Below are 22,745 nucleotides of genomic sequence, written 5' to 3' on the forward strand. Positions count from 1 at the left end.
ATGACAACAATAACATCTTCGGCGACTTTTCAGGAAAGAAAATCGGCATTAGAAAAAGAACATAAAGCGCTGATTGAGCTTAAAAACACTCCAGAACAAACGGCTGGAAATGGTATATATGAACGTTATAAAAACCCTGTTGTTACTGCAGCACATGCTCCTTTAAACTGGCGTTTTGATTTTAACGAAAATACCAATCCTTTTTTGCAAGAAAGAATTGGTATCAATGCCGCTTTTAACGCTGGTGCAATGAAATGGAACGACAAATATCTTCTGGCTGTTCGTGTAGAGGGAATTGACAGAAAATCGTTTTTTGCGATTGCCGAAAGTCCAAACGGAATTGATAATTTCAAATTTTGGGATAAACCTTGTGTAATTCCACAGACTGAAGATCCAGATACAAATGTATACGACATGCGTTTAATCCATCATGAAGACGGTTATGTCTATGGAATTTTCTGTACCGAAAGAAAAGATCCAAAAGCACCAAAAGGCGATACAAGTTCGGCTGTGGCCAATGCAGGAATTGTACGCTCTCAAGATTTAGTAAATTGGGAAAGACTTCCAGATTTAATCTCCAATACAGGTCAACAGCGAAATGTTGTACTCCATCCAGAATTTGTAAACGGAAAATATGCTTTATACACGCGTCCGCAGGATGGTTTTATAGATGTTGGTTCTGGCGGTGGAATTGGTTTAGGTTATGTAGAAGACATGAAAAACCCAATTGTTAAAGATGAAAAAATCATTTTTGGAAAACAATATCATACCATTTATGAATTGAAAAATGGTTTGGGACCAGCTCCAATAAAAACTTCAAAAGGTTGGTTACATCTAGCACACGGAGTTCGTAACACTGCTGCAGGATTACGTTATACATTGTATATGTTCATGACCGATTTAAATGACATTACAAAAGTAACACACGTTCCTGCTGGACACTTTATGGGACCGGAAGGTATTGAAAGAGTTGGTGACGTTTCGAATGTTTTATTCTCTAATGGATGGATTGAAGATGAAGACGGAACTGTTTATGTATATTATGCTTCTTCAGACACTAGAATGCATGTAGCCGTTTCAACAGTTGACAAACTTGTAGATTATGTTACAAATGCACCTGCTGATACTTTTGTTTCTGCAGGATCTGTACAAACTATTATCAATCAAATCGAAAGAAATAACGCAATTTAAAATATCGTGTCATTACAATCAAAGCTTTTAAAATCAGAACTAACTACAGAACTAGATTCCATATTAAATTATTGGTCAGAACGTACTATTGATGATCAAAATGGCGGTTTTGTTGGACAAATCGATTTTAACGATCATATCATTGCAAATGCAGAAAAAGGTTCGGTTTTAAATGCCCGAATTCTTTGGACTTTTTCTGCCAGTTATCAAATCACAAAAAACGAAAACCACAAAAAACTGGCAGCGAGAGCATTTGAATTTCTTTCAGCTTACTTTTATGACACACAATTTGGAGGTCTTTTTTGGAGTATTAACGAGGATAAAACTCCAAAAGACACCAAAAACCAGATTTATGCTCTAGCCTTTGCGATTTATGGATTATCTGAATATTATGTGATTTCGAAAGAAGAAAAAGCACTAGAAATAGCTAAAAATCTATATCAAAAAATTCAGGAACATAGTTACGATCCTGTCAACAAAGGCTATTTTGAAGCTTTTACCAGAGATTGGCAGCCAATTGAAGATTTACGCCTAAGCGCTAAAGATGCCAACGAAAAGAAAACCATGAATACACATCTTCATATTATTGAAGGTTATGTGAATTTATATAAAGTCTGGAAAGACGAAAAACTGCTTGAAGTTATTATCGAACTTCTGGAAACTATCGAAAAATATTTCATCAATACTAAAACAGGACATTTACGCTTGTTTTTTGATGAAAACTGGAAAGAAAAACCAGATGTTATCTCATACGGACATGATATCGAAGCAGCTTGGCTTTTACAGCAATGCGCCGAAATTTCAGGCAATGAAACTTTGATTGCAAATTACAAAAAACATGCTGTTCAAATTGCCGAAGCAACCAAAGAAGGTTTAGACACTGATGGCGGTTTGTGGTACGAGTACAATCCTGAAAAAGAGGAATTGACAGCAGAAAAACATTGGTGGCCTCAAGCCGAAGCTTTAATTGGTTTTTACAACGCTTATCAATTAACAGGAAAAGAAGAATATCTGGATATTGTTTACAAGAACTGGAAATTCATAAAAAAACATATAATCGACCAGCAAAACGGAGAATGGGTTTGGGGAGTTTACCCTGACTATACTGCAATGAAAAAAGACAAAGCCGGATTCTGGAAATGCCCTTATCACAATGGACGCGCCTGTATAGAACTTATACAGCGAATTCAAGATTAATTTTATTCAATTCTAATTTTAAGTCGTTATGAAACATTTTTTTCTTTTTAGTTTATTACTAGCCTCTTTATTAATTGATGCACAAACCAATCTCTTAAAAAATGGAGGTTTTGAATACGACTTAACCAATTGGAACGGACAAGAAAATGGTGCGCTTTCTCCTTATGATAAAAAATCAGGAAAAAACAGCGCTTTAATTAATCAGTTTACGGGTGCAGAATGGAGAGCATTTGATCAAACTGTTCCGCTTGCAAGAAATACTTATGCAATCGAATGCAATGCCTGGATGAAAGCTGAAGGCGTAGAAAATCAAAAAGAAGATTATAAAGCAGCAATCATAATTGTAGAATTTCTCAACAATGCAGACAAATCAATTAGCTCCGAAACAATTGCTCGTGCAAAAGGAACAACCAACTGGATCAATTATAAAAAGGCTGTAAAAGTTCCCTCAGAAGCAAAAAAAATTAAAGTTATGCTGGCTTTGGCACAAACAAACGGTACTGTATTTTTTGACGATATAAAAGTAACAACGCTTTCTGAAGAGGAATTTTCAAAATTGATTCCAGAAACCAAATAAACTCAGATGAAAAAATCACTTTTGAAAATAATAGCACTGAGTTTTTCTATTTTGATTTTGGTTGGATGTTCTTCAGATAATGATTCCAATAACGAAATCATAGTCGATCCACCGACACAAGATGATCCATTAACGACATCAAATGTAGCTACTTACATGGTTGACCCAAGTGCTACAAACGAAACTAAAGCGCTATTCTATAATTTAAAAAGACTAGCGCAGACCAAAACTGCCATTGGTCAACAGGATGCTTTCAATGGTTTTTATCAGGACGTTGGCGGAGATTCAGACATCAAAAAAAATACAGGTATTGATCCTGCTGTTTTAGGATCTGATTTTATGTTTATAACCGACAAAAACAATAACGAACAATCTAACAACTGGTTTTATCAGCAGGAACAAAAAATTGTAGCTGATACTAAAGCAGCTTACGCGAAAGGAATAATCAATACCTTCAGCTGGCATTTGAGAGAACCTAATAAAGAAGAATCTTTTTATGCTGCTGATATGACTTCTGAACAAAAATCGACTGCTTTTAGAAGTATTCTTCCAGGCGGAGTTAATAACGAATGGTACAAAAAGAAATTAGATAAAGTAGCCAAAGTTATTCTAAATCTAAAAGGTGCCAATGGCGAATTGATTCCTGTAATCTTTAGACCTTTTCATGAATTTGATGGAAGCTGGTTTTGGTGGGGAGCCGATTTTTGTACAGCAGATGAATACAAAAAAGCTTATCAATTTACGGTTGATTATTTGAAAAACACAAAGGGAGTCCACAACATTCTGTATGCTTTTTCTCCTGATAACTCATATACTACCGAAACCAATTATTTAAGCCGTTATCCTGGTGATAAATATGTCGATATTATAGGAATGGATAATTATGGTGATTTTAATAATCAAGGGCAGACAGGATCTGACAAAGCCAATGCGAAACTGAAAATTCTTTCGGATTACGCAAAAGCAAAAGTAAAAATCGCCGCTTTGACTGAAACAGGCTATCGCGTTACCAATACAACACCTGCTATTACCGACTGGTTTTCGACTTTACTATATAACGCTTTAACCAAAAACGATATTCAGATAAGTTATGTTATGTTTTGGAATAATAATTCGGACGGTTATTATGTTCCAAATGGAACGGTTTCTAATGCAACCGATTTTAAAACTTACAGTCTCAAAACAAAATCAGCTTTGGTAAATTCCCTGCCGAAAATATATGAAATGCCAAAATAGTTTTTTTGTTTCAGGTTTCAGGTTCACAGTAAAACGCGTAAAATAACGGATTGCCCTAGCCCCGATAGAAGTGGAAATCCTTTTATTTTTTTCTTTAAAAAATAAAAGATTGCAACGGATAGCGGGATTAGCTCCTTAAAATACAAATTATGAAAAATAGATTTTTTAAAACACTTTCATTAGCCTTGATTTTCTCTACGATAGCTTGTCATGCACAGGAAAAAATTACCGTAAAAGGAAACCAGTTTTACAAAGGCGACAAACCTTATGCTTATATTGGAACCAATTATTGGTACGGGAGTATGCTGGCTTCAAAGAAAATTGGCGATCGTAAAAGACTAATTCGTGAACTGAATTTAATGAAGAAAAATGGAATCGATAATCTGCGTATTTTAGTAGGTGCTGATGGCGGAAAATATGATTTTACAGTTCGCCCAGCATTACAATACGAACAGGGAAAGTACGACGAAGATTTATTAGATGGACTAGATTTCTTAATCAACGAAATGAGCAAACGAAACATGTACGCCGTTTTATATTTAACCAATAATTGGGAATGGTCTGGCGGTATGTCGCAATATTTAGAATGGAATGGAAAAGGCCCAGTTCCTGTTCCTGCTATTCCACCAAATACTTGGCCTCAGTTTATGTCGTATACCGAGCAATTTCATAGCTGTGAACCTTGTATGGAAGCTTTAAATAATCATGTTAAATTTATTATTGGAAGAACAAATGCTTATTCTAAAAAGAAATACAACGAAGATAATACGATTATGTCATGGCAGGTTGGAAATGAGCCTAGGCTTTTTACAGTAGAAAACGAAGTAAAATTTACCAAATGGCTGAATAATATTGTAGATTTAATTGACAGTTTAGACAAAAATCATTTGGTTTCTACAGGTTCTGAAGGAAAAAACAGTTCGAACGACAGTATGGAAATCTTCGAAAGAACACATCAAAATCCGAATATCGATTATTTAACGATGCATATCTGGCCTAAAAACTGGAATTGGTTCAAAGCGGACAATGCCAAAGCTACAATGCCAAAAACAATTGAAAATGCTGGTAAATATATTGATGACCACATCAAAGTGGCTAATAATCTTAAAAGACCAATTATTATTGAAGAATTTGGACTTCCGAGAGAAAATGAAAATCTGAACGCTGGAGCTTCTTCTGTTTACCGAGATAAATTTTACAGCTATATTTTCGGGAGAGTTGCAGAAAGCGTTAAAAATGGCGGACCATTGCAAGCAGCCAATTTCTGGGGTTACGGTGGCGAAGGAAAAGCAATTCATCCTGATGGAAAATGGAATCCAGGAGAGCCTTTCACAACAGATCCACCGCAAGAACCACAAGGTTTAAATTCGGTTTTTAACGGAGATAAATCGACATTGGAAATTGTAAAAGATTATAATCTGAAATTGAAAAAATAGAATAGAATTCATCCCTATTTTTCGTAGAGACGCACTGCAGTGCGTCTTATGCGTAACGAATATGCGCGACGTGAACTGGGCGTAGACACACTGCGGTGCGTCTCTACAGAATAACCAAAATCAAAACTTCATGAAAAATATATTTATTCTTTTTTGTTTTATACTCGCAAACTTTTGTTTTTCACAGAAGAAACAGGATTTTAACGTAATTTCTCCTGATGGAAAAATCGAGGTTAAAATTGCTGTGAATGACAAAATCTTATGGTCCATTTCGCATGAAAAAGACTTGATTTTAGCTCCGTCCGAAATGGCTTTGACTTTGGACGGAAATGTTGTTTTAGGAAAAAATCCAGTTGTTTTAAACTCAAAAAAAGAAAATGTCAATACTTCTTTTGAAACGCCTTTGTATAAAAAGAAAACCGTAAAAGATCAATACAGTAAACTGACTATCAACTTTAAAAATGATTTCGCACTTGAATTTCGTGTTTTTGACGATGGCGTAGCTTATCGATTTGTTACAAAAAAGAAAAAAGATATTACGATTAAAAATGAAGAAGTAGTTTTAAATTTCGATCAGGATTACAATACTTTAATACCTTATGTCCGTGATTTGAGAAATCCAAAAGATCAATTTATTTCTTCGTTTGAATCACATTATGAAAACAAAAAAATAAGTGAATTTTCTAAAGATACTTTGGCATTTTTACCTTTTTTAATTGATTATAAAAACCATAAAAAAGCAGTTTTTCTAGAAGCAGATTTAGAAGATTATCCAGGATTATTTGTCACCAACAATAAAAATAAAACAGGTTTTGAGTCTCGTTTTTCTAAATATCCCACCCAAGAAACCAACGGCGGATTTAATTACCTCAACAAACTTATTACCGAAAGAGCCGATTATTTGGTAAAAACCAAAGGAACAAGAACTTTTCCATGGAGAGCGTTTGTAATTGCTCAAAATGATGCCGATTTAGCCAATAACGATATGGTTCAGAAATTGGCAGAACCGTCAAGAATAAAAGACATTTCGTGGATAAAACCCGGAAAAGTGGCTTGGGATTGGTGGAATGACTGGAATATTTACAATGTCGATTTTAAAGCAGGAATCAATACGCAGACTTATAAATACTATATTGATTTTGCTTCTAAAAACAAGGTTGAATATGTAGTTTTAGATGAAGGCTGGAGCGTTGAAACCGATATTATGAAACACAATCCAAATGTAGATTTGGAAGCTTTAATTGCTTACGCGAAAGAAAGAAATGTTGGTATTATTTTGTGGGCTTCGTGGATGGCAATCAATAATAAAACAGAAGCCGTTTTTGACAATTATGCAAAACTGGGCGTAAAAGGTTTTAAAGTTGATTTTATAGATCGTGACGATGCTAAAATGGTTAATTCCGTTTATGATATTGCGCAGAAAGCAGCCAATCATAAATTAATCATTGATTTCCACGGCATGTACAAACCAACAGGGATTCAGAGAACATTTCCAAATATTTTAAATTTTGAAGGTGTAAAAGGTCTTGAAAATAATAAATGGACACCAAATGATGATGTTCCGCTTTATGATTGTACCATTCCATTTATCCGAATGATGGCTGGACCAATGGATTACACACCAGGCGCGATGCGAAACGCAACAAAAGGCGAATTCAAACCTAGTCATTCGACTCCTATGAGTCAGGGAACCAGATGTCACCAATTGGCACTTTACACTATTTTTGAAGCGCCTTTGCAAATGATGGCAGACAGCCCAACGGCTTTTATGAAAGAGCAGGAAAGCACAGATTTTATTGCTAAAATTCCAACTACTTTTGATGAAACTGTAGCTCTTGATGGCAAAGTTGGAAAATATGTTTCAATTGCCCGAAGAAAAGGAAATACGTGGTATCTGGGTGTCATAACAAATTGGGATTCCAGAGATATTACGATTGATTTTTCTTTCCTTGAAAAAGGCAAAAAATTCCAAGCAGAAATTTTCTCTGATGGCCTAAATGCTGACAAAGCCGCAACAGATTATAAAAAAGAAATCATAACCGTTGATTCGACAACGAAACTAAAATATCATTTAGCAAGCGGTGGCGGTTTGGCGATGATTATTAAATAAAATAATCTCTCTATTCTATAAAAATTTAAACCCGACAGGTTTTTAAAACCTGTCGGGTTTGCTACTCATAACATAAACGTTATGCTAAAATCTTCTCAATCGCATTCAACTCATCAGCCGTAAAATCAGTATTCTGAAGACAATCAATATTATTACACAATTGTTTTACAGAACTCGCCCCAATTAAAACCGATGTAATTCGTTTGTCTTTTTGCAACCAAGCCAAAGCCATTTGTGCCAAAGATTGGTTTCTATTTTTAGCAATTTCATTCAGCTGAATTAACTTCTGAATTCTTTCCTCCGTAACCTCATCTTCTCTCAAATGTCCGTTTGGATTATGCGCTCTTGAATTTTCTGGAATTCCGTTTAAATATTTATCTGTTAAAAGTCCTTGTGCCAAAGGCGAAAAAGCAATGCAACCTACCCCTTTTTCCTCTAGCACATCTAATAGACCATCTTCAACCCAACGTTGCAACATAGAATATTTGGCTTGGTGAATCAGACATGGCGTTCCTAATTGCTTTAAAACATCAACCGCAACACGAGTCTGTTCTGCCGAATAATTACTAATTCCAACGTATAAAGCCTTTCCACTTCTAACAGCATAATCTAAAGCCATCATGGTTTCTTCGATTGGTGTTTCAGGATCTGGACGATGCGAATAAAAGATATCGACATAATCGACTTTCATTCGCTTTAAGCTCTGATCTAAACTTGAAAGCAAATATTTTCTTGAACCCCAATCTCCATAAGGGCCATCCCACATAGTGTAACCTGCTTTGGTTGAAATAATAATTTCATCACGCAGGTTTCCTTGAAAGTTATGCCACAAAATTTTACCAAAATTAGTTTCAGCAGAACCTGGAACCGGCCCATAATTATTAGCTAAATCATAATGAGTAATTCCTTTATCAAAAGCTTCTACCGCAATACTTTCAGCATTATCAAAATTATCTACTGATCCGAAGTTATGCCATAATCCTAAAGAAATCTCTGGAAGCAGCAAACCGCTTTTCCCGCATCTGTTATATTTCATTGTTTTAATTTAAAAAGTTGGAGTTTTAATAGGTTTTAAAAATACAAAAAACTCCCGCAGATTTAGCAGATACAGGAGATAAAAAAATCTGCCTAATTTGCTAAATCTGCGAGAGGAAATTAAAAATCTAATTCATTTTTAATTTTGTAAATTTGTTTAAAATTTAAAATTATGAATAATAATTGGCAAAATTTAATTTCGATAGATCCTGATATCAGATTCGGTAAGCCTATCATAACAGGAACGAGAATTTGTGTTTCAGATATTCTTTCGTGGCTTTCTACAGGAATGTCTTTTGAACAAATTATTGAAGATTTTCCGGAATTAAACAAAGAACATATTCTTGCCACTCTAATTTTTTCTGCATAATAATATTCAATAGCGTCCAGCTTTAGCTGGATGAAAATATAAACGCAATCAAAAAGGCTTTAGCCAAACTTTAAAGTTCGGCTAAAGCCTTTTTCTATTCAATCATATTCCCCCTAGCTAAAGCTAGGGGCTATTGAAAAATTAGTGAATTCGTGGCCAAAAAAACTTTGTGCCTTAGTGCCTTTGCGGCAAAAACCCTTCTATTCTTTTATCTCAAAACGATCTTGCAAACCTTTATCAGAGCTTCCTCCAACCATGATTTTAAAAGTTCCCGGTTCTACTAAATAATTTCCTTCGTTATCATAAAAACCAAGTTCTTTATCTGTCAAAGTAAAGTTTACCGTTTTCGTTTCTCCTTTTTTTAAGTTAACCAATTCAAAACCTTTTAATTCCTTAATTGGACGAACAATACTTGCATATTCATCATGAATGTATAATTGCACTACTTCTTTTCCATCATAATTTCCTGAGTTTGTAACGGTAACGCTCACTTGAACCTTTTCTCCTTTTGCGAAAGAAGTTTTATTCAATTTCAAATCTTTATAATCGAATTTAGTATAGCTCAATCCAAAACCAAACGGAAACTGAGGCGTTTTTTCCACATCCATATAATGCGACCAGAAAACATTTTTATCGCTGTCAATTGGTCTTCCTGTACTGTATTTGTTATAATAAATTGGCACCTGACCTACATTTCTAGGAAACGACATTGGCAGTTTCCCGCTCGGATTGTAATCTCCGTATAAAACCTGTGCAACCGCATTTCCAGCCTGAGTTCCCAAATGCCAAGCCTCTACAATTGCTGGAACATTTTCTGCCGCCCACGGAATACTCAACGGACGACCGTTATTTAAAACCAAAACTACATTTGGATTTACCTTGTAAATTTCCTCTAGTAATTCCTGCTGTAAACCTGGTAAATTCAAATCAGTTCTACTTCTTCCCTCACCGCTTTGAAAACCGTATTCTCCTAAAACCATTACTACAACGTCAGCATTTTTTGCTGCTTTTTTCGCTGCTTCGAAGCCACTTTTATCTGTTGTATTAAAAATTGTTTCAGTTAAGAAAGTTGCTTTTTGTTTCAATAAATCAACACCTTTTTCAAAAGTAAGTTGATTGTCTTTGTATTGCTGCATTCCTTCTAAAACAGAAACCGCAGTATCATCAGAAGCTGCGATTCTCCAGCTTCCCAACGGACTGTTTTTATCATTGGCTAAAGCGCCAATCAAAGCGATTTTCTGTCCAGATTTCTTTAGCGGAAGCAAATTCTTTTCGTTCTTCAATAAAACGATCGATTTCTTCGCCATATCCAAAACGCCATCGTTATTGGCTTTACTTCCAACCACTTCTTTCTCGCGTTTTTCATCACAATATCTGTAAGGATCATCAAATAATCCCAATTCAAATTTCACGCGCAAAATTCTTCGGACAGCATCATCAACCAAAGCTTCTTTTACTTTTCCCGATTTTACTAAATCAACAAGCTTTGCTACATATAAATACGATTCCATATCCATATCAGAACCAGCGATTACCGCTTTAGCCGTTGCATCAGCTTCGTCTTTTGCATAACCGTGCGCAATCATTTCACGAATCGAAGCGTAATCAGAAATTACAAATCCGTCAAACTTCCATTTTCCTTTTAAAATATCTCTTTGTAAAAAGGCATTTCCAGTCGCAGGAACACCATTCAAAGTATTAAATGAATTCATAAACGTACGAACTCCAGCATCAACAGTCGCTTTAAAAGGAGGCAAAACCGAATTGTACAATTTAGAATTACTGATATCCACAATATTATATTCCAATCCCGCTTCAACATAACCGTAAGCCGCAAAGTGTTTCGCACAAGCCGCAATCGTATTTACTTTAGCCAAATCTGCAACAGTTTCTCCTTGAAAACCTTTCACACGTGCATAACCCACTTTACTTCCTAAATACGGATCTTCACCCGCACCTTCCATCACACGTCCCCAACGAGCATCATTTGCCACATCGACATTTGGGCCAAAAGTCCAATTAATCCCTGATGCCGAAGCTTCATCAGCCGCAATCGCCGCCGATTTCTTAATCGCTTCCAAATCCCAACTCGCCGCTTCAGCCAGCGGAATCGGGCTTAACGTTTTATAACCATGTATTACGTCAAAACCAATAATAAGCGGAATTCCTAAACGGGTTTCTTCTACCGCAATTTTCTGTACGGCACGAACTTCTTTCACGCCTCGCACCGTCAGCATCGAACCGACTAATCCTTTTCTTAAATGTTCGTATTTTAATTCGGCAGATCCGCCTTTTGGTGCTGGTCCCGTAACATCCCAAAAACCATTATATTGATTCATCTGTCCTACCTTTTCCTCAAGGGTCATTAACGGCAAAAGCAAATCGATACGCTGCTCAACAGTTTTATTCTTATCCAGATACGGCTTTTTTTGTGCATTCATATTTCCAATCGTAAAAAGGGAAAAGACCCCAATAAATATTATTTTTTTATTTTTCATATATGTGGTTTAGTTAGTTCTTTTTAAGTTGCTAAGGTTCTGAGACGCTAAGATTCTAAGTTTTTTTGGGCGTGTCCCTCCGGGTCGGGCTATCCGTTTCAAGTCCTCGTCTCGTCATTCTGACGAGACTGTGGGCTTTCCACTTCTATCCCTCACGCAAACGGTTTCAAAAGAGCGTTTTTGATTTTTATTTTTCAACACACAGTTTTGTCATTCCGAGGAACGAGGAATCACACTCGGGATTCGACAAAGATTGGCGACATTCTGCATGGAGTTTCTAGTGTGATTTCTCCTTCCAGTCGAAATGACAAACTTAACTTTGCAGAACTTCAACTCCACTCAGCCTCACAAACGCAAAACAAAAAATTAGTATTAATCCGTTCAATCAGTAAAATCTGTGGTCAAAAAATCTAAAATCTACATTCTAAAATCATTCCGTCGTAAAACAAGAAGCAGGCAGATTCACTTTGTTAAACAAATCTGACTGTACTGTATTTCCCCATGCAAACCTCACTTTTGCTGGAGAAGCTACTTTTTTACTTGTCAAAATCACTTCGTTATTTTTAATTGAAGCTTCGGCAGGATAGAAAACTCCATCTGCTCCCGCAACTTCAAATTGATTCGATTTTTTATCTTTAAAATAAAGTCCATCTCCATAATCAAAAGAAACTGTAACTTTATTTTTATCTATTTTAATGGATTTAAAGAGCGGTCCATTAACTAAATTGGAATTCGTTTTATAATTTTCAGCCAGAGCTAAATTCGCCAAACGAATTCCAACTGATTTTTTATTTTTGGGATGAATATCAATCGTATCAGAAATATCACTAATCACAACCATTCCCGTTTTTGAAACTTCTTTCAATAATTTTCTTTGTGAATCTCTAACTGTTACATTCGAGAAATTATTCGTTCCTGTTTTAAAAGGTGCAATCTGAACATAATAAAAAGGGAAATCATCTTTCCATTCTTTTCTCCAAGATGTAATTAAAGCACCTAATGTTTTGTCATAAACCAAAGAACCCACATTCGATTCTCCCTGATACCAAAGCGTTCCCGCAATTTTAAATCCAGCAATTGGATAAATCATCGCATTGTAAGCACGTCCGGGTTGTCTTGGTCCGTATTCTTGTTCGTTGAGTTTTTTTGCGTTCTCCAATAAAATTGGATCGTTGTTTACGACTTCTGCCGGCATCCAGATTTCAGCAGGAGTTCCGCCCCAGTTGGAAGAAATTAATCCGATGGGAACATTCTTTAAATCCTCGCGAAGACGTTTTGCAAAAAAGTAACCAACAGCACTAAAATATTTCATGGTTTCAGGAGTCGATTCTGTCCAGTTTCCCAATAAATTATTCTGGGGATTTTCTGCCGTCAATTTAGGAACCGTAAAAAATCGAATGTTTGGATTTGTTGCATTTTTAGCTTCTTCTTCTCCATCATCAATTCCCCAGCTTACAGACATTTCCATATTCGATTGTCCGGAACAAAGCCAAACTTCTCCAATCAAAATATTTTTTAAAACTACTTCATTGTAACCTTTTATAGAAATTGTAAAAGGCCCTCCCGCTTCAGGGGTTTTAATGGTCAATTCCCATTTTGCCTGATTATTTGCAACGGTTTTATATTCTTGATTATTCCAGCCGGAAACCAGTTTAATCTCTTCTTTTGGATTTGCCCAACCCCAAATTTTCACTTCAGAGTTGCGTTGTAAAACCATATTATCACTAAAAATATTCGGAAGCGAAACGTTTGCCATCATAGTACTGGAAATCAATAAAAAGAAAACAAACTTATAGATATTATTTTTCATTTAGCAGTTTCTTTAAAAATGGTGCATATTCGTTTGCCAAAACCTTGTGATCTGCCACATCCGGATGACCTGAACATCCATTTGGAGTCATGGGTTTAAATTTAAAAATCTGAATTGTTTTGTGTGATTTATCATCCGCGAAAGCGTTTTTAACTTTATTCAGACAATCTTCAAAAACTAATGCTTTGTCTCCGCCAACCATTGGACTGTTCGTAATAACAATCTGTGCTTTTGGATTGTGTTTATAGAGCATTTTTATAAAATCAATATAATTGGAAACATATTTTTCCGGATTAAAAGGAAGACGTTCTTTTTTACCATCTCCGCCAGAAAAATCGTTTGTTCCCAAAGCAATACTGATGATATCGGGCTGAAAAGCAAAATCATATCTAGGTTTTGAAGCGTCTTTTGTCAGGTATAAATTAGGATAAACATCCGGCATTATCGCTTCGTCTTTATTTTCATCATTCCAGTTTCTATACATTCCAATTCCAGAAACACAGCTCATTAAATAATCAGCACCAATTGCTCTTGATAATGTTGGTCCGTAAGCATAATAACCATTATGATGATCCATATATTCGCCTTTATCGCAAGGAACATCAGATGGATCACTCGCGGCACCACAAGTAATAGAATCCCCAATAAATTCGATTTTCTTTTTCTTTTTAAATGAAATGGGAATTAGTTTCGCCGTCGTTCCAGCAAACAAAATATTGCCACTATGGGCTTCTGTATTTTTATAAATTTCTAATCGATGTTCTTTTTTATTGGAAGTCACTTTGATTGGAAAGGATTGAACTGCTCCTTTTTCAATTCTAATCTTTCCAATATACTTTCCATCCAAAACCAATTGAACATAATTGTGATGTTCATAAGAATCAACGATTTGAAGCGAGATGGAACATTTATTTCCTATAAAATTAAATGAAACAGAAGAAGCCGTTCCAATTAAAATAACCTGATCATTTTGAAGTTGATCAACTCGACCTTGGTATAAAAAAGTTTTATTCGAATTTTGAGTTTGTGCATTCGAAATGACTGAAATCAGCAAAAACGAAATTAAAACAGCTATTTTTTTAAGAAACATAATTTATTTGTTAAATCTAAATACGATTCACAAATATATTTGAAATGAATTACACAGAAAGATACTAAAATGTCAAAAAGCAATAAAAAAACACCACATAAACACATCATTAGGAGGCAATCAGATGTTTATTCGTACTTTTTAGGGTGTTTTTGTTCTTTTTAAAGTAAAATAACAGCTTATCTTTAGCGTTTCAATTTATATAAGACTAAAAAAATGAAATCGAGCCTACTATTATTTTTACTGCCTGTTATTTTACTTTCTTCTTTCAATGTAAAAAAGAAAGAACCGAAAATTATAGTTCCAAACGCTAAAATTCAGACCGAAATAAATCGTGATTCTATTATTGCTTATGCCAAACAATATTTAGGAACACCTTATGTATACGCCAGCAGTAATCCAAAAAAAGGTTTTGATTGTTCGGGATTTGTAAGCTTCGTTTTCAGCAATTTTGGATTGACATTGCCAAGAAGTTCAAGCGGATATAAAAATTTAGGAACGGCTTTAAAACCAGAAGAATTTAAAGTTGGCGATGTCTTAGTTTTTTATGGTTATAAAAACAGAAATATTGTGGGGCACGTTGGCATCATCTGCGAAGCAAACGGAATGCAGTCCAAATTTATTCATGCTTCTTCAGGAAAAGCACAGCAAGTTACTATAACAGCACTTGATACAGAACATTATACCAAACGCTTTTATAAATGTGTTGATGTTCTATCTAAATAATTTTATTATTATTTTTTCACGCAGATTTTGCAGATTAGAGCAGATTAATTAGATCTTTTTTGCTCACTGCAATAAATAAAATCTGCGAGCATCTGCTTAAATCTTTTCAAATCTGCGTGAAATCAACTTTTATTCTTCTGTTAAAAGCTTTAATAAACTTTCATCTCTTTGGTAAATATCTTTATAGAAATTTAGATTGCCTTCACGATCTACCCAAGCCGTAAAATAGCCAATATAAACCGGAACTTTTTTCTTCAACGTATACCAACTTTCTTTTCCGGCATGCATGGCTTTGTCAATTCTGGCAGGATTCCAAGCCGGATCTGGTTTTAATAATTCGATTGCCAATTCTCTTGGTTTTGCTACACGTACGCAACCGTGGCTAAACGCTCTACTTTCTCTTTCGAATAAACTTTTTGAAGGCGTATCATGCAGATAAATATTACTTGAATTGGGAAATAAAAACTTAACCAATCCCAATGAATTATTTCTCCCAGGAAGCTGACGAACTGAGCCGTTGTTCCATTCTAAGTTTTTCTTTTGCAGATAATTTTTATCTCTGGCCATTCCTGGTTTTATCTCCGATTTGATAATACTAGGCGGTACATTCCAATACGGACTGAAAACAATATTACTCATCATACCACTGAAAACAACTGTTTTGGTCATCGCTTTACCCACAACAACTGCCGAAGTAAAAGCTATTTTCCCGTCTTCAATGATATACAGTTTAAACTCTGGAATATTGACTTCGATGTATTTCTGACCTTTTTCCAATTCAGGATCAATCCATCGACAACGTTCCATATTGGCGATAATGGTTTTGATTCGCTCTGAAACCGGAATATTCAAATCCTTTATATGTTCTAAAAGAATAGTATTTTTTGGAGCATAACCGTGACGTAATTCGTAGTTCTTCATGGCTTTTATCAAAACCGTATCACAAACTGCACTTTTAGTGTCTTCTTTTAGATCTTTGGTGACAAAAAGTCTTTCTCTAATTTGAGCAATCACATTGGACGAATCGCCAACTTTTAGGCTTTTATAATCGTCTCCTGTTTCAATGGTTTTCCAACCACCTTTTTTCTCGATTTCCCTGTAATCTTTTAGAGCATCACGAAGTTTGTAATACTGACTGAACATCTTTCTTTTCTTATCATCCAAAATGGTTGATTTTTTAAAGATAGAATCTGAAAGCACTTGGTAATTCAGTTTTTTACGAGGCAAAAGCCATTCTAAAGAAAGTACTGTTTTTTCGTCAAAACCACCCACTTTTTCACCATAATAGTAATACAGATTGGAAAGCAGTAAATCCGTATCTTCTTTGGATAGTTTTTTGGCTGGATTATTTTCAAAAACAGAATTTAATTCGTCTTTATAAGGATAATTGGCTTTTAATCCTTCCTGATCTAAATTTTTGTACTGATTAAATAAAGTATTTCCAAACTCAACCACTCCTTTATTATCCTGCCACAATTGAGTTGATTTGTTTTTTTGATATAAAGAAGCTACATCATTTTTAAATTTATCCAGTTTTGGATAATTCTCATAAAATTTTGAAATGCGTGTACTGTCAATTGTCAGTTTTAATTCTGGAATCTTTTCAACTGTTTTTATTGAATTCTCTTCCTTTTTATCTGCTTTCGAATTACACGAAAAAACGATCAAAAAAACAACTGCGATAAAGGGCGTATACCAAATTTTCATAAGTAGGAATTTTTATTAAAAGTAAAAAAAATTCTATTAAATCAAAATCTTAAAAACTGAATCTTAAATACGCCATTTTTAAGCTATCAGCAAATTCTCTAAAAATAAAAAGCTCCAAACAATTTCTTGTTTAGAGCTTTTGCCATATAACCAACCTAATAAAAATTCTTAGATAACTGTACCTTTTAAAGTAAGGATTTTTGGAGTTGTTTCTGCACTAGTTGTAACAGTAACCGTTTTTGTAAAAGCGCCTTTGTTAGCAGCATTGTAAGTTGCAGTAACTTTTGCCGATTTACCTGGCTGAATTGGTTCTTTTGTGTAATCTGTTGCAGTACAACCGCAAGAACCTTGAACATTTGTAATTACTACAGCTGTTTTTCCAGTATTTTTAAATTCGTAAACAATTGCTTTTGGAGTTCCTTGCGGGATTTGTCCAACATCAATTGTTTCTGCTTTCCAAACAATTGTAGAAGCTGTAGTTTCTGAAATTGCAGTTTCTGAAACTAAGGATTTTACCGGAGCAATTGCCGAAAAAGACATTAGGCCTAAAGCCAAAGCTAACATCGAAATTTTAATCATTTTCATAACGGATATATTTAAAATGGTTTGTAGTTCATTTTGATATTACAAAGGTAATTCAGACAAAACCGAATCGCTGTTAACCGCTTTCAAATGTTTGTTAATGACTTGTTAATCGGCTATTTTCAGGCTAAAATTCATTAATATTACACTCTCAAAATCCCATATTCTTGAAAATTAATAAACTCAACAGTATCATCCTCTTAGGATTGGTAGCCATCATTAGTATATTGGTAGCGCAATTGCTATGGACAAAAGAGGCTTTTACGATTGAACAGAAAAAACTGAGTCAGAAGGCACATATTGCCTTATTGGAAGTAGCTAAAAAATTGTACGAAGGAACGAATCATGAACTGCCTGCTCAGAATCCGGTTCAGAAAATTTCTAATGACTATTATATTGTAAATGTTGATAATGAATTTGAACCCGAAATTTTAGAGTTTTATCTGAAAACGGAATTCAAAAAGATGAATATCACGACCGATTTCGAATATGCCATGTACAACTGTCAAAGCGATGAAATGATTTATGGCGATTATATTTCGCTTTCGAAGAAAAAAGCAGAATGCAAAAAGACCGTTTATTTCCCGAAACACAAAAATCTTGTTTATTATTTTGCCGTTCGTTTCCCCAATGAAACTACTTATTTGTTTAGTTCCATGCGATTTTGGTTTATCCTTTCAACCGCTTTGATCTTAATTTTACTGATTTACGTTTATTCTATCTTCAAACTTTTACAGCAGAAAAAATATTCCGAATTACAGCGCGATTTCATTAATAATATGACGCATGAGTTTAAAACGCCATTGGCTTCGATTCTGATTGCTTCCAAATATTTGATCGAACAAAAGCCGATTAAAGAAGATAAAAAATTGTATACTTATACGGATATTATCATCAATCAAGGAAATAAATTAAATGGTCATATCGAAAAGATTTTAAACATTGCCAAATCAGATTATACGCCTCTAGAACTTAAAAAGGAAAGTGTTTTAATTGTTCCGATAATTGAAGAAGCGATAGAAAATATCAAGCTGAAATATCCTGAAGCTTCTCTTTCTATTGAAACGGCATCCACTAAATATTCAATAGAAACAGACTCTTTTCATTTTGGCAATCTGATTTATAATTTATTGGACAATGCAGTGAAATATTGCAATGAAAAACCTGAAATCAAAATTAAAATCATAGAAGAAAACAATTGTTTAAAACTGGAGTTTAATGATAATGGAATTGGGATTAATCCTAAAAAAATATCTTTTATCTTTGATAAGTTCTATCGCGTTCAGAATGAAAAAAGTAATGAAGTCAACGGATTTGGTCTTGGCTTGTACTACGTCAAAGAAATTTGCAGTCTTCAGAGCTGGAAAATAAAAGCCGAAAATAATACAGAAAAAGGTGTTACCATAACTTTATCTATTCCTTATAAAAAATGAGAAACTTCAAAATACTTTATGCAGAAGACGATGAAACTCTTGCGTTTTTAACCAAAGACAATCTGGAACAGAATAATTATGATGTAACACATTGTTCTGACGGAAAATCAGCTTTAAACATTTTTGAAGAGGAAGAATTCGATATTTGCATTTTTGATATTATGATGCCCAAAATGGATGGTTTTGATTTGGCTCAAGCGGTTCGAAAAATTGATGTTGATGTTCCAATTATCTTTCTTTCGGCTAAAACTTTAAAAGAAGACAGAATTAAAGGTTTACGCTTAGGTGCCGATGATTATTTAGTAAAACCTTTCAGTATTGAAGAACTGCTTTTGAAGATTGAGATTTTCTTAAAGCGTTCGCAGAAAAATATTCCGCCGGTAAAAACCATTTACGAAGTCGGAAAATATCAGTTTGACACTAAAAATTTTATTCTTTTTAATGATGAAGAGAAAGTCGGACTAACGCAACGTGAAGCCGAATTATTGAAACTTTTTCTGGACCATAAAAACTCAGTTTTGAAGCGTGAGCAAATCTTAACTTCTTTATGGGGAACAGATGATTATTTTATGGGAAGAAGTTTGGATGTTTTCATTTCTCGTCTTCGTAAAATTCTAGCCAATGAAGACGGAATTTCTATCGAAAACCTTCATGGAATTGGGTTTAGGTTTTCTATTGGGTAAAATAACAATTCTGCTAAAAATAAAGAAAAATCTGTAAATACATTTTCGAAAAACTTCGTAATTTTAAGATCTAAATTTCCTCGATATGAAATTACATCACTTGCGAAATGCCACTTTGGTAATTGAAACAGAAAAGCATGTTATTTTAGTGGATCCTATGTTAGGTAAAAGAAAAACGATTCCGCCTTTTACTATTTTCAGATACAAACCCAAACGAAACCCGCTTGTAGCACTGCCCAAAAACAGTCGTGATATTTTAAGCAGAGTGACGCATTGTCTCATAACGCATTTACACCCAGATCATATTGATAAAGCAGGCGAAGTATTTCTAAGAAGAAAAAGTGTTCCCGTAATCTGTAGTGCTAAAGATGAAAAAGCGCTTGTACAGCGCGGACTCAGCGTGATTCAAACTTTAGAATATTGGGAACCGCAAAAATTCCTCGACGGAAAAATCACTGGAATTCCAGCTATTCATGGTTACGGTTTCATTGCCAAATTAATGGGAAATGTAATGGGATTTCATATCGAATTGGCAGATCAAAAATCAATTTATATTAGTTCTGATACCATTTTTACAGAACATGTAGAAAAAGTTTTGACAGAGTTAAAACCTGATATTTCGATTGTCGCCTGTGGCACTGCGAGATTGGATTTGGGACAACCATTATTAATGCGAATGGATGATATTCTAAAATTTGTTACTCTTGCTCCAGGAAAAGTTCTTGCCAATCATTTAGAAGCTTTAAATCATTGTCCTACAACTAGATTGCAATTAAAGACTACGTTGTCTGATCATGGACTTCTAAATAAAACTGCTATTCCGAAAGATGGAGAATGTTTGGAGTATTAATTTATAAAACTAATAATCCAAACTCCCGTAAAGTATTGACAGGTTTTGAATACCAAAATAATTCGAAATCTTCTAACGATGTTTCGAAATCATTTTTTACTTCCTGAAAAGTAAAGTTTTTTGTCTTTGAAATCGAAATTTTAGATAGAATCGAAATCAGCCATTCGCCTTCTTCTTTGCTAGTCTGAATGTCAAAACTTTCTTTTTTATCATGAAAAGTTAAAGACATCATTTCCCAGCTTCTTCCTTTTTTTGATTTTGTGAAAAGTTCTGCCGAAGGTTTTCCGCCCAACCAAACTACTTTAGCATTTGGTTTTGTATTAAAATCATTCTGTTCTTCAAGCGCATTAAAAATAAAATCAGGATGAATTTTTGTTTTCGGAATTTTAAAATCGAACCATTCTTGAAGTTCGTAATCAAAACAGATTCCGTACATGAAATTAAAAAGCGATTTTTTTAAACCGAAACTAAATTTATCGTGGTTGATTCCGGTTGCATCGGTATATTCAATGTCATTATTGGCAAAAGTTCCAATTGCTTCTGTTTTTTTGGTCACGCCAAACTGTTCCGGATACAACCCAACGGGACTATGAGCCGTCAAAGCAAATTGATGCCAAAAACCCGATTGTAAAACTCCAGCTTCAAATAATTGACGAACCATCTCTAAACTATCAACCGTTTCCTGAATAGTCTGCGTTGGATATCCATACATTAAATACGCATGAACCATAATTCCGGCTTCGGTAAAATTTCGTGTTACTTTGGCAACTTGTTCCACTGTTACTCCCTTATCAATTAATTTCAGTAATCGATCTGAAGCTACTTCTAAACCCCCAGAAACGGCAATACAACCAGAAGCTTTTAATAATAAACACAAATCTTTAGAAAAACTTTTTTCAAATCGAATGTTTGTCCACCAAGTTACTGCCAGTTTTCTTTTTAAGATTTCAAGTGCTAAAGCACGCATTAAAGCTGGTGGTGCCGCTTCGTCTACAAAGTGAAATCCGTTTTGACCTGTTTTTTCAATCAATTCTTCTATTCTATCGCAAAGCAGACTTGCCGCAACGGGTTCGTAAACTTTTATGTAATCTAAAGAAATATCACAGAAAGTACATTTTCCCCAATAACAGCCGTGTGCCATTGTGAGTTTATTCCAACGACCATCACTCCACATTCTGTGCATCGGATTTACAATTTCGATTACCGAAATATATTTATCCAAAGGCAGATCTGAATAATCCGGCGTTCCTACGTAAGCTTGCTTGTAATCATGTTTTAAGGAATTATTTTTATAAACTACTTCTCCATTTTCCAACAGAAAAGTTCTTTTATAAGAATTGTAATCAGGATTTTCTAAATTGGCTATTAATTCCTCGATTGGCACTTCGCCATCGTCTAAAGTAATAAAATCAAAAAACTCAAAAACGCGTTTGTCCGAAAGCGAACGTAATTCTGTATTTGGAAAACCTCCACCCATCGAAATCTTAATTTCGGGATAATTTTGTTTTACCCATTGAGCAGAACGAAATGCACTATATAAATTTCCTGGAAACGGAACAGAAATTAAAAATAACGTAGGTTTTACCGCTTCGATTTTTGCTTTTAAAAGTGAAATTAAAATGGAATCGATATAAGTTGGTTCTTTCTGAAGTTCGGCATATAATTCGTCAAATGAATTGGCACTTCGTCCCAAGCGTTCTGCATAACGGCTGAAACCAAAATTCTCATCGACACATTCTACAATAAAATCTGAAATATCTTCAAGATATAAAGTAGCCAAATGTTTGGCTTTATCATGAGTTCCCATTGTTCCAAAAGCCCAATCCAATTCTTCCAACTGCGCAAAACGAGAAGCTTCAGGCAGAAAATCTTCCTGACAAATCTGCAACGCCAAAGTTGGATTTTTTCCCTGTAAAAACTGAATTACAGAATCAATCGTTTTGATGTATTCATCCTGTAAAGCAAAAATACGTTTTGAGTTATCCGAAACATCAGAACCTGAAACTGGAAACCTAAAACTGGAAACTTCAAACAAATCTGAAAGTCCTCTCTTAGAAAACAATTCCAAAATGACATCAATACCCAAATCAGCCTGAACCGATTCGATATTTTTGGTATTCAGAAAACCTTTTATATAAGCCGTTGCCGGATACGGAGTATTCAGTTGAGTAAAAGGCGGTGTAATTACAAAAAGTTTCGTTTTCAAAAGTTTTT

At 34.6% G+C, this 22,745-nt stretch carries 18 protein-coding genes; 11 read left to right on the forward strand and 7 right to left on the reverse strand.

The annotated features are described in order from the left end of the window. The 6 genes from GSY47_RS05310 to GSY47_RS05335 all read left to right on the forward strand — a co-directional run bounded on the left by GSY47_RS05310 (position 1) and on the right by GSY47_RS05335 (position 7,747). Positions 1-1,191, forward strand: coding sequence for a glycoside hydrolase family 130 protein (locus tag GSY47_RS05310; RefSeq protein ID WP_179002315.1), 1,191 nt, complete (start codon positions 1-3; stop codon positions 1,189-1,191). Between the two features lie 6 nt (positions 1,192-1,197). Next, on the forward strand, positions 1,198-2,388 hold the full coding sequence (locus tag GSY47_RS05315) for an AGE family epimerase/isomerase (RefSeq protein WP_179002316.1): 1,191 nt from the start codon (positions 1,198-1,200) through the stop codon (positions 2,386-2,388). A gap of 28 nt (positions 2,389-2,416) precedes the next feature. Continuing rightward, on the forward strand, positions 2,417-2,965 hold the full coding sequence (locus GSY47_RS05320) for a hypothetical protein (protein WP_179002317.1): 549 nt from the start codon (positions 2,417-2,419) through the stop codon (positions 2,963-2,965). Positions 2,966-2,971: 6 nt separating this feature from the next. Then, positions 2,972-4,201, forward strand: coding sequence for a glycoside hydrolase family 26 protein (locus GSY47_RS05325; RefSeq protein WP_179002318.1), 1,230 nt, complete (start codon positions 2,972-2,974; stop codon positions 4,199-4,201). Positions 4,202-4,350: 149 nt separating this feature from the next. Beyond that, complete coding sequence (locus tag GSY47_RS05330) at positions 4,351-5,637, forward strand: glycoside hydrolase 5 family protein (RefSeq protein ID WP_179002319.1); 1,287 nt, start codon at positions 4,351-4,353, stop codon at positions 5,635-5,637. 130 nt (positions 5,638-5,767) lie between these two features. Then, positions 5,768-7,747: a glycoside hydrolase family 97 protein gene (locus tag GSY47_RS05335; RefSeq protein WP_179002320.1), complete on the forward strand. Its 1,980-nt coding sequence runs from the start codon at positions 5,768-5,770 to the stop codon at positions 7,745-7,747. 79 nt (positions 7,748-7,826) lie between these two features. On the opposite strand, the gene GSY47_RS05340 is transcribed toward GSY47_RS05335, so the two are convergent. Beyond that, positions 7,827-8,783 (reverse strand): aldo/keto reductase, encoded by a 957-nt coding sequence (locus GSY47_RS05340; RefSeq protein ID WP_179002321.1) that lies wholly within the window; start codon positions 8,781-8,783, stop codon positions 7,827-7,829. Between the two features lie 171 nt (positions 8,784-8,954). Between GSY47_RS05340 and GSY47_RS05345 the strand changes: the two genes are divergently transcribed. Further along, positions 8,955-9,152: a DUF433 domain-containing protein gene (locus GSY47_RS05345; RefSeq protein ID WP_179002322.1), complete on the forward strand. Its 198-nt coding sequence runs from the start codon at positions 8,955-8,957 to the stop codon at positions 9,150-9,152. A 200-nt stretch (positions 9,153-9,352) separates the two neighbouring features. On the opposite strand, the gene bglX is transcribed toward GSY47_RS05345, so the two are convergent. The 3 genes from bglX to GSY47_RS05360 all read right to left on the reverse strand — a co-directional run bounded on the left by bglX (position 9,353) and on the right by GSY47_RS05360 (position 14,550). Continuing rightward, a complete protein-coding gene (bglX, locus tag GSY47_RS05350; RefSeq protein WP_179002323.1) occupies positions 9,353-11,650 on the reverse strand; it encodes a beta-glucosidase BglX in 2,298 nt (765 codons plus the stop codon). Positions 11,651-12,080: 430 nt separating this feature from the next. Further along, positions 12,081-13,460: a sialate O-acetylesterase gene (locus GSY47_RS05355; RefSeq protein ID WP_179002324.1), complete on the reverse strand. Its 1,380-nt coding sequence runs from the start codon at positions 13,458-13,460 to the stop codon at positions 12,081-12,083. After that, positions 13,450-14,550: an SGNH/GDSL hydrolase family protein gene (locus tag GSY47_RS05360; protein WP_179002325.1), complete on the reverse strand. Its 1,101-nt coding sequence runs from the start codon at positions 14,548-14,550 to the stop codon at positions 13,450-13,452. The genes GSY47_RS05355 and GSY47_RS05360 overlap by 11 nt, the downstream gene beginning before the upstream one ends. A gap of 216 nt (positions 14,551-14,766) precedes the next feature. Here GSY47_RS05360 and GSY47_RS05365 point away from each other — a divergent pair, with 216 nt between their 5' ends. Further along, positions 14,767-15,276: a C40 family peptidase gene (locus GSY47_RS05365; protein WP_219071136.1), complete on the forward strand. Its 510-nt coding sequence runs from the start codon at positions 14,767-14,769 to the stop codon at positions 15,274-15,276. A 129-nt stretch (positions 15,277-15,405) separates the two neighbouring features. Here GSY47_RS05365 and GSY47_RS05370 read toward each other — a convergent pair whose 3' ends face one another. Both GSY47_RS05370 and GSY47_RS05375 read right to left on the reverse strand, forming a co-directional pair. Next, positions 15,406-16,983 (reverse strand): L,D-transpeptidase family protein, encoded by a 1,578-nt coding sequence (locus GSY47_RS05370; RefSeq protein ID WP_179002327.1) that lies wholly within the window; start codon positions 16,981-16,983, stop codon positions 15,406-15,408. 168 nt (positions 16,984-17,151) lie between these two features. Continuing rightward, on the reverse strand, positions 17,152-17,568 hold the full coding sequence (locus GSY47_RS05375) for a DUF1573 domain-containing protein (protein WP_179002328.1): 417 nt from the start codon (positions 17,566-17,568) through the stop codon (positions 17,152-17,154). Between the two features lie 164 nt (positions 17,569-17,732). Between GSY47_RS05375 and GSY47_RS05380 the strand changes: the two genes are divergently transcribed. The 3 genes from GSY47_RS05380 to GSY47_RS05390 all read left to right on the forward strand — a co-directional run bounded on the left by GSY47_RS05380 (position 17,733) and on the right by GSY47_RS05390 (position 20,531). Beyond that, positions 17,733-18,998, forward strand: coding sequence for a sensor histidine kinase (locus GSY47_RS05380; RefSeq protein ID WP_179002329.1), 1,266 nt, complete (start codon positions 17,733-17,735; stop codon positions 18,996-18,998). Next, complete coding sequence (locus GSY47_RS05385; RefSeq protein WP_179002330.1) at positions 18,995-19,681, forward strand: response regulator transcription factor; 687 nt, start codon at positions 18,995-18,997, stop codon at positions 19,679-19,681. The genes GSY47_RS05380 and GSY47_RS05385 overlap by 4 nt, the downstream gene beginning before the upstream one ends. Positions 19,682-19,766: 85 nt before the next feature. After that, positions 19,767-20,531, forward strand: a complete 765-nt coding sequence (locus GSY47_RS05390) for an MBL fold metallo-hydrolase (RefSeq protein WP_179002331.1) — start codon at positions 19,767-19,769, stop codon at positions 20,529-20,531. Position 20,532: 1 nt separating this feature from the next. Here GSY47_RS05390 and GSY47_RS05395 read toward each other — a convergent pair whose 3' ends face one another. Continuing rightward, positions 20,533-22,737 carry a B12-binding domain-containing radical SAM protein gene (locus GSY47_RS05395; protein WP_179002332.1) on the reverse strand — a complete coding sequence of 735 codons (2,205 nt, stop codon included), beginning with the start codon at positions 22,735-22,737 and terminating at the stop codon, positions 20,533-20,535. Between the last annotated feature and the right edge of the window lie 8 nt (positions 22,738-22,745).

It is taken from the genome of Flavobacterium quisquiliarum, from assembly GCF_019308285.1.
GTDB lineage: Bacteria > Bacteroidota > Bacteroidia > Flavobacteriales > Flavobacteriaceae > Flavobacterium > Flavobacterium quisquiliarum.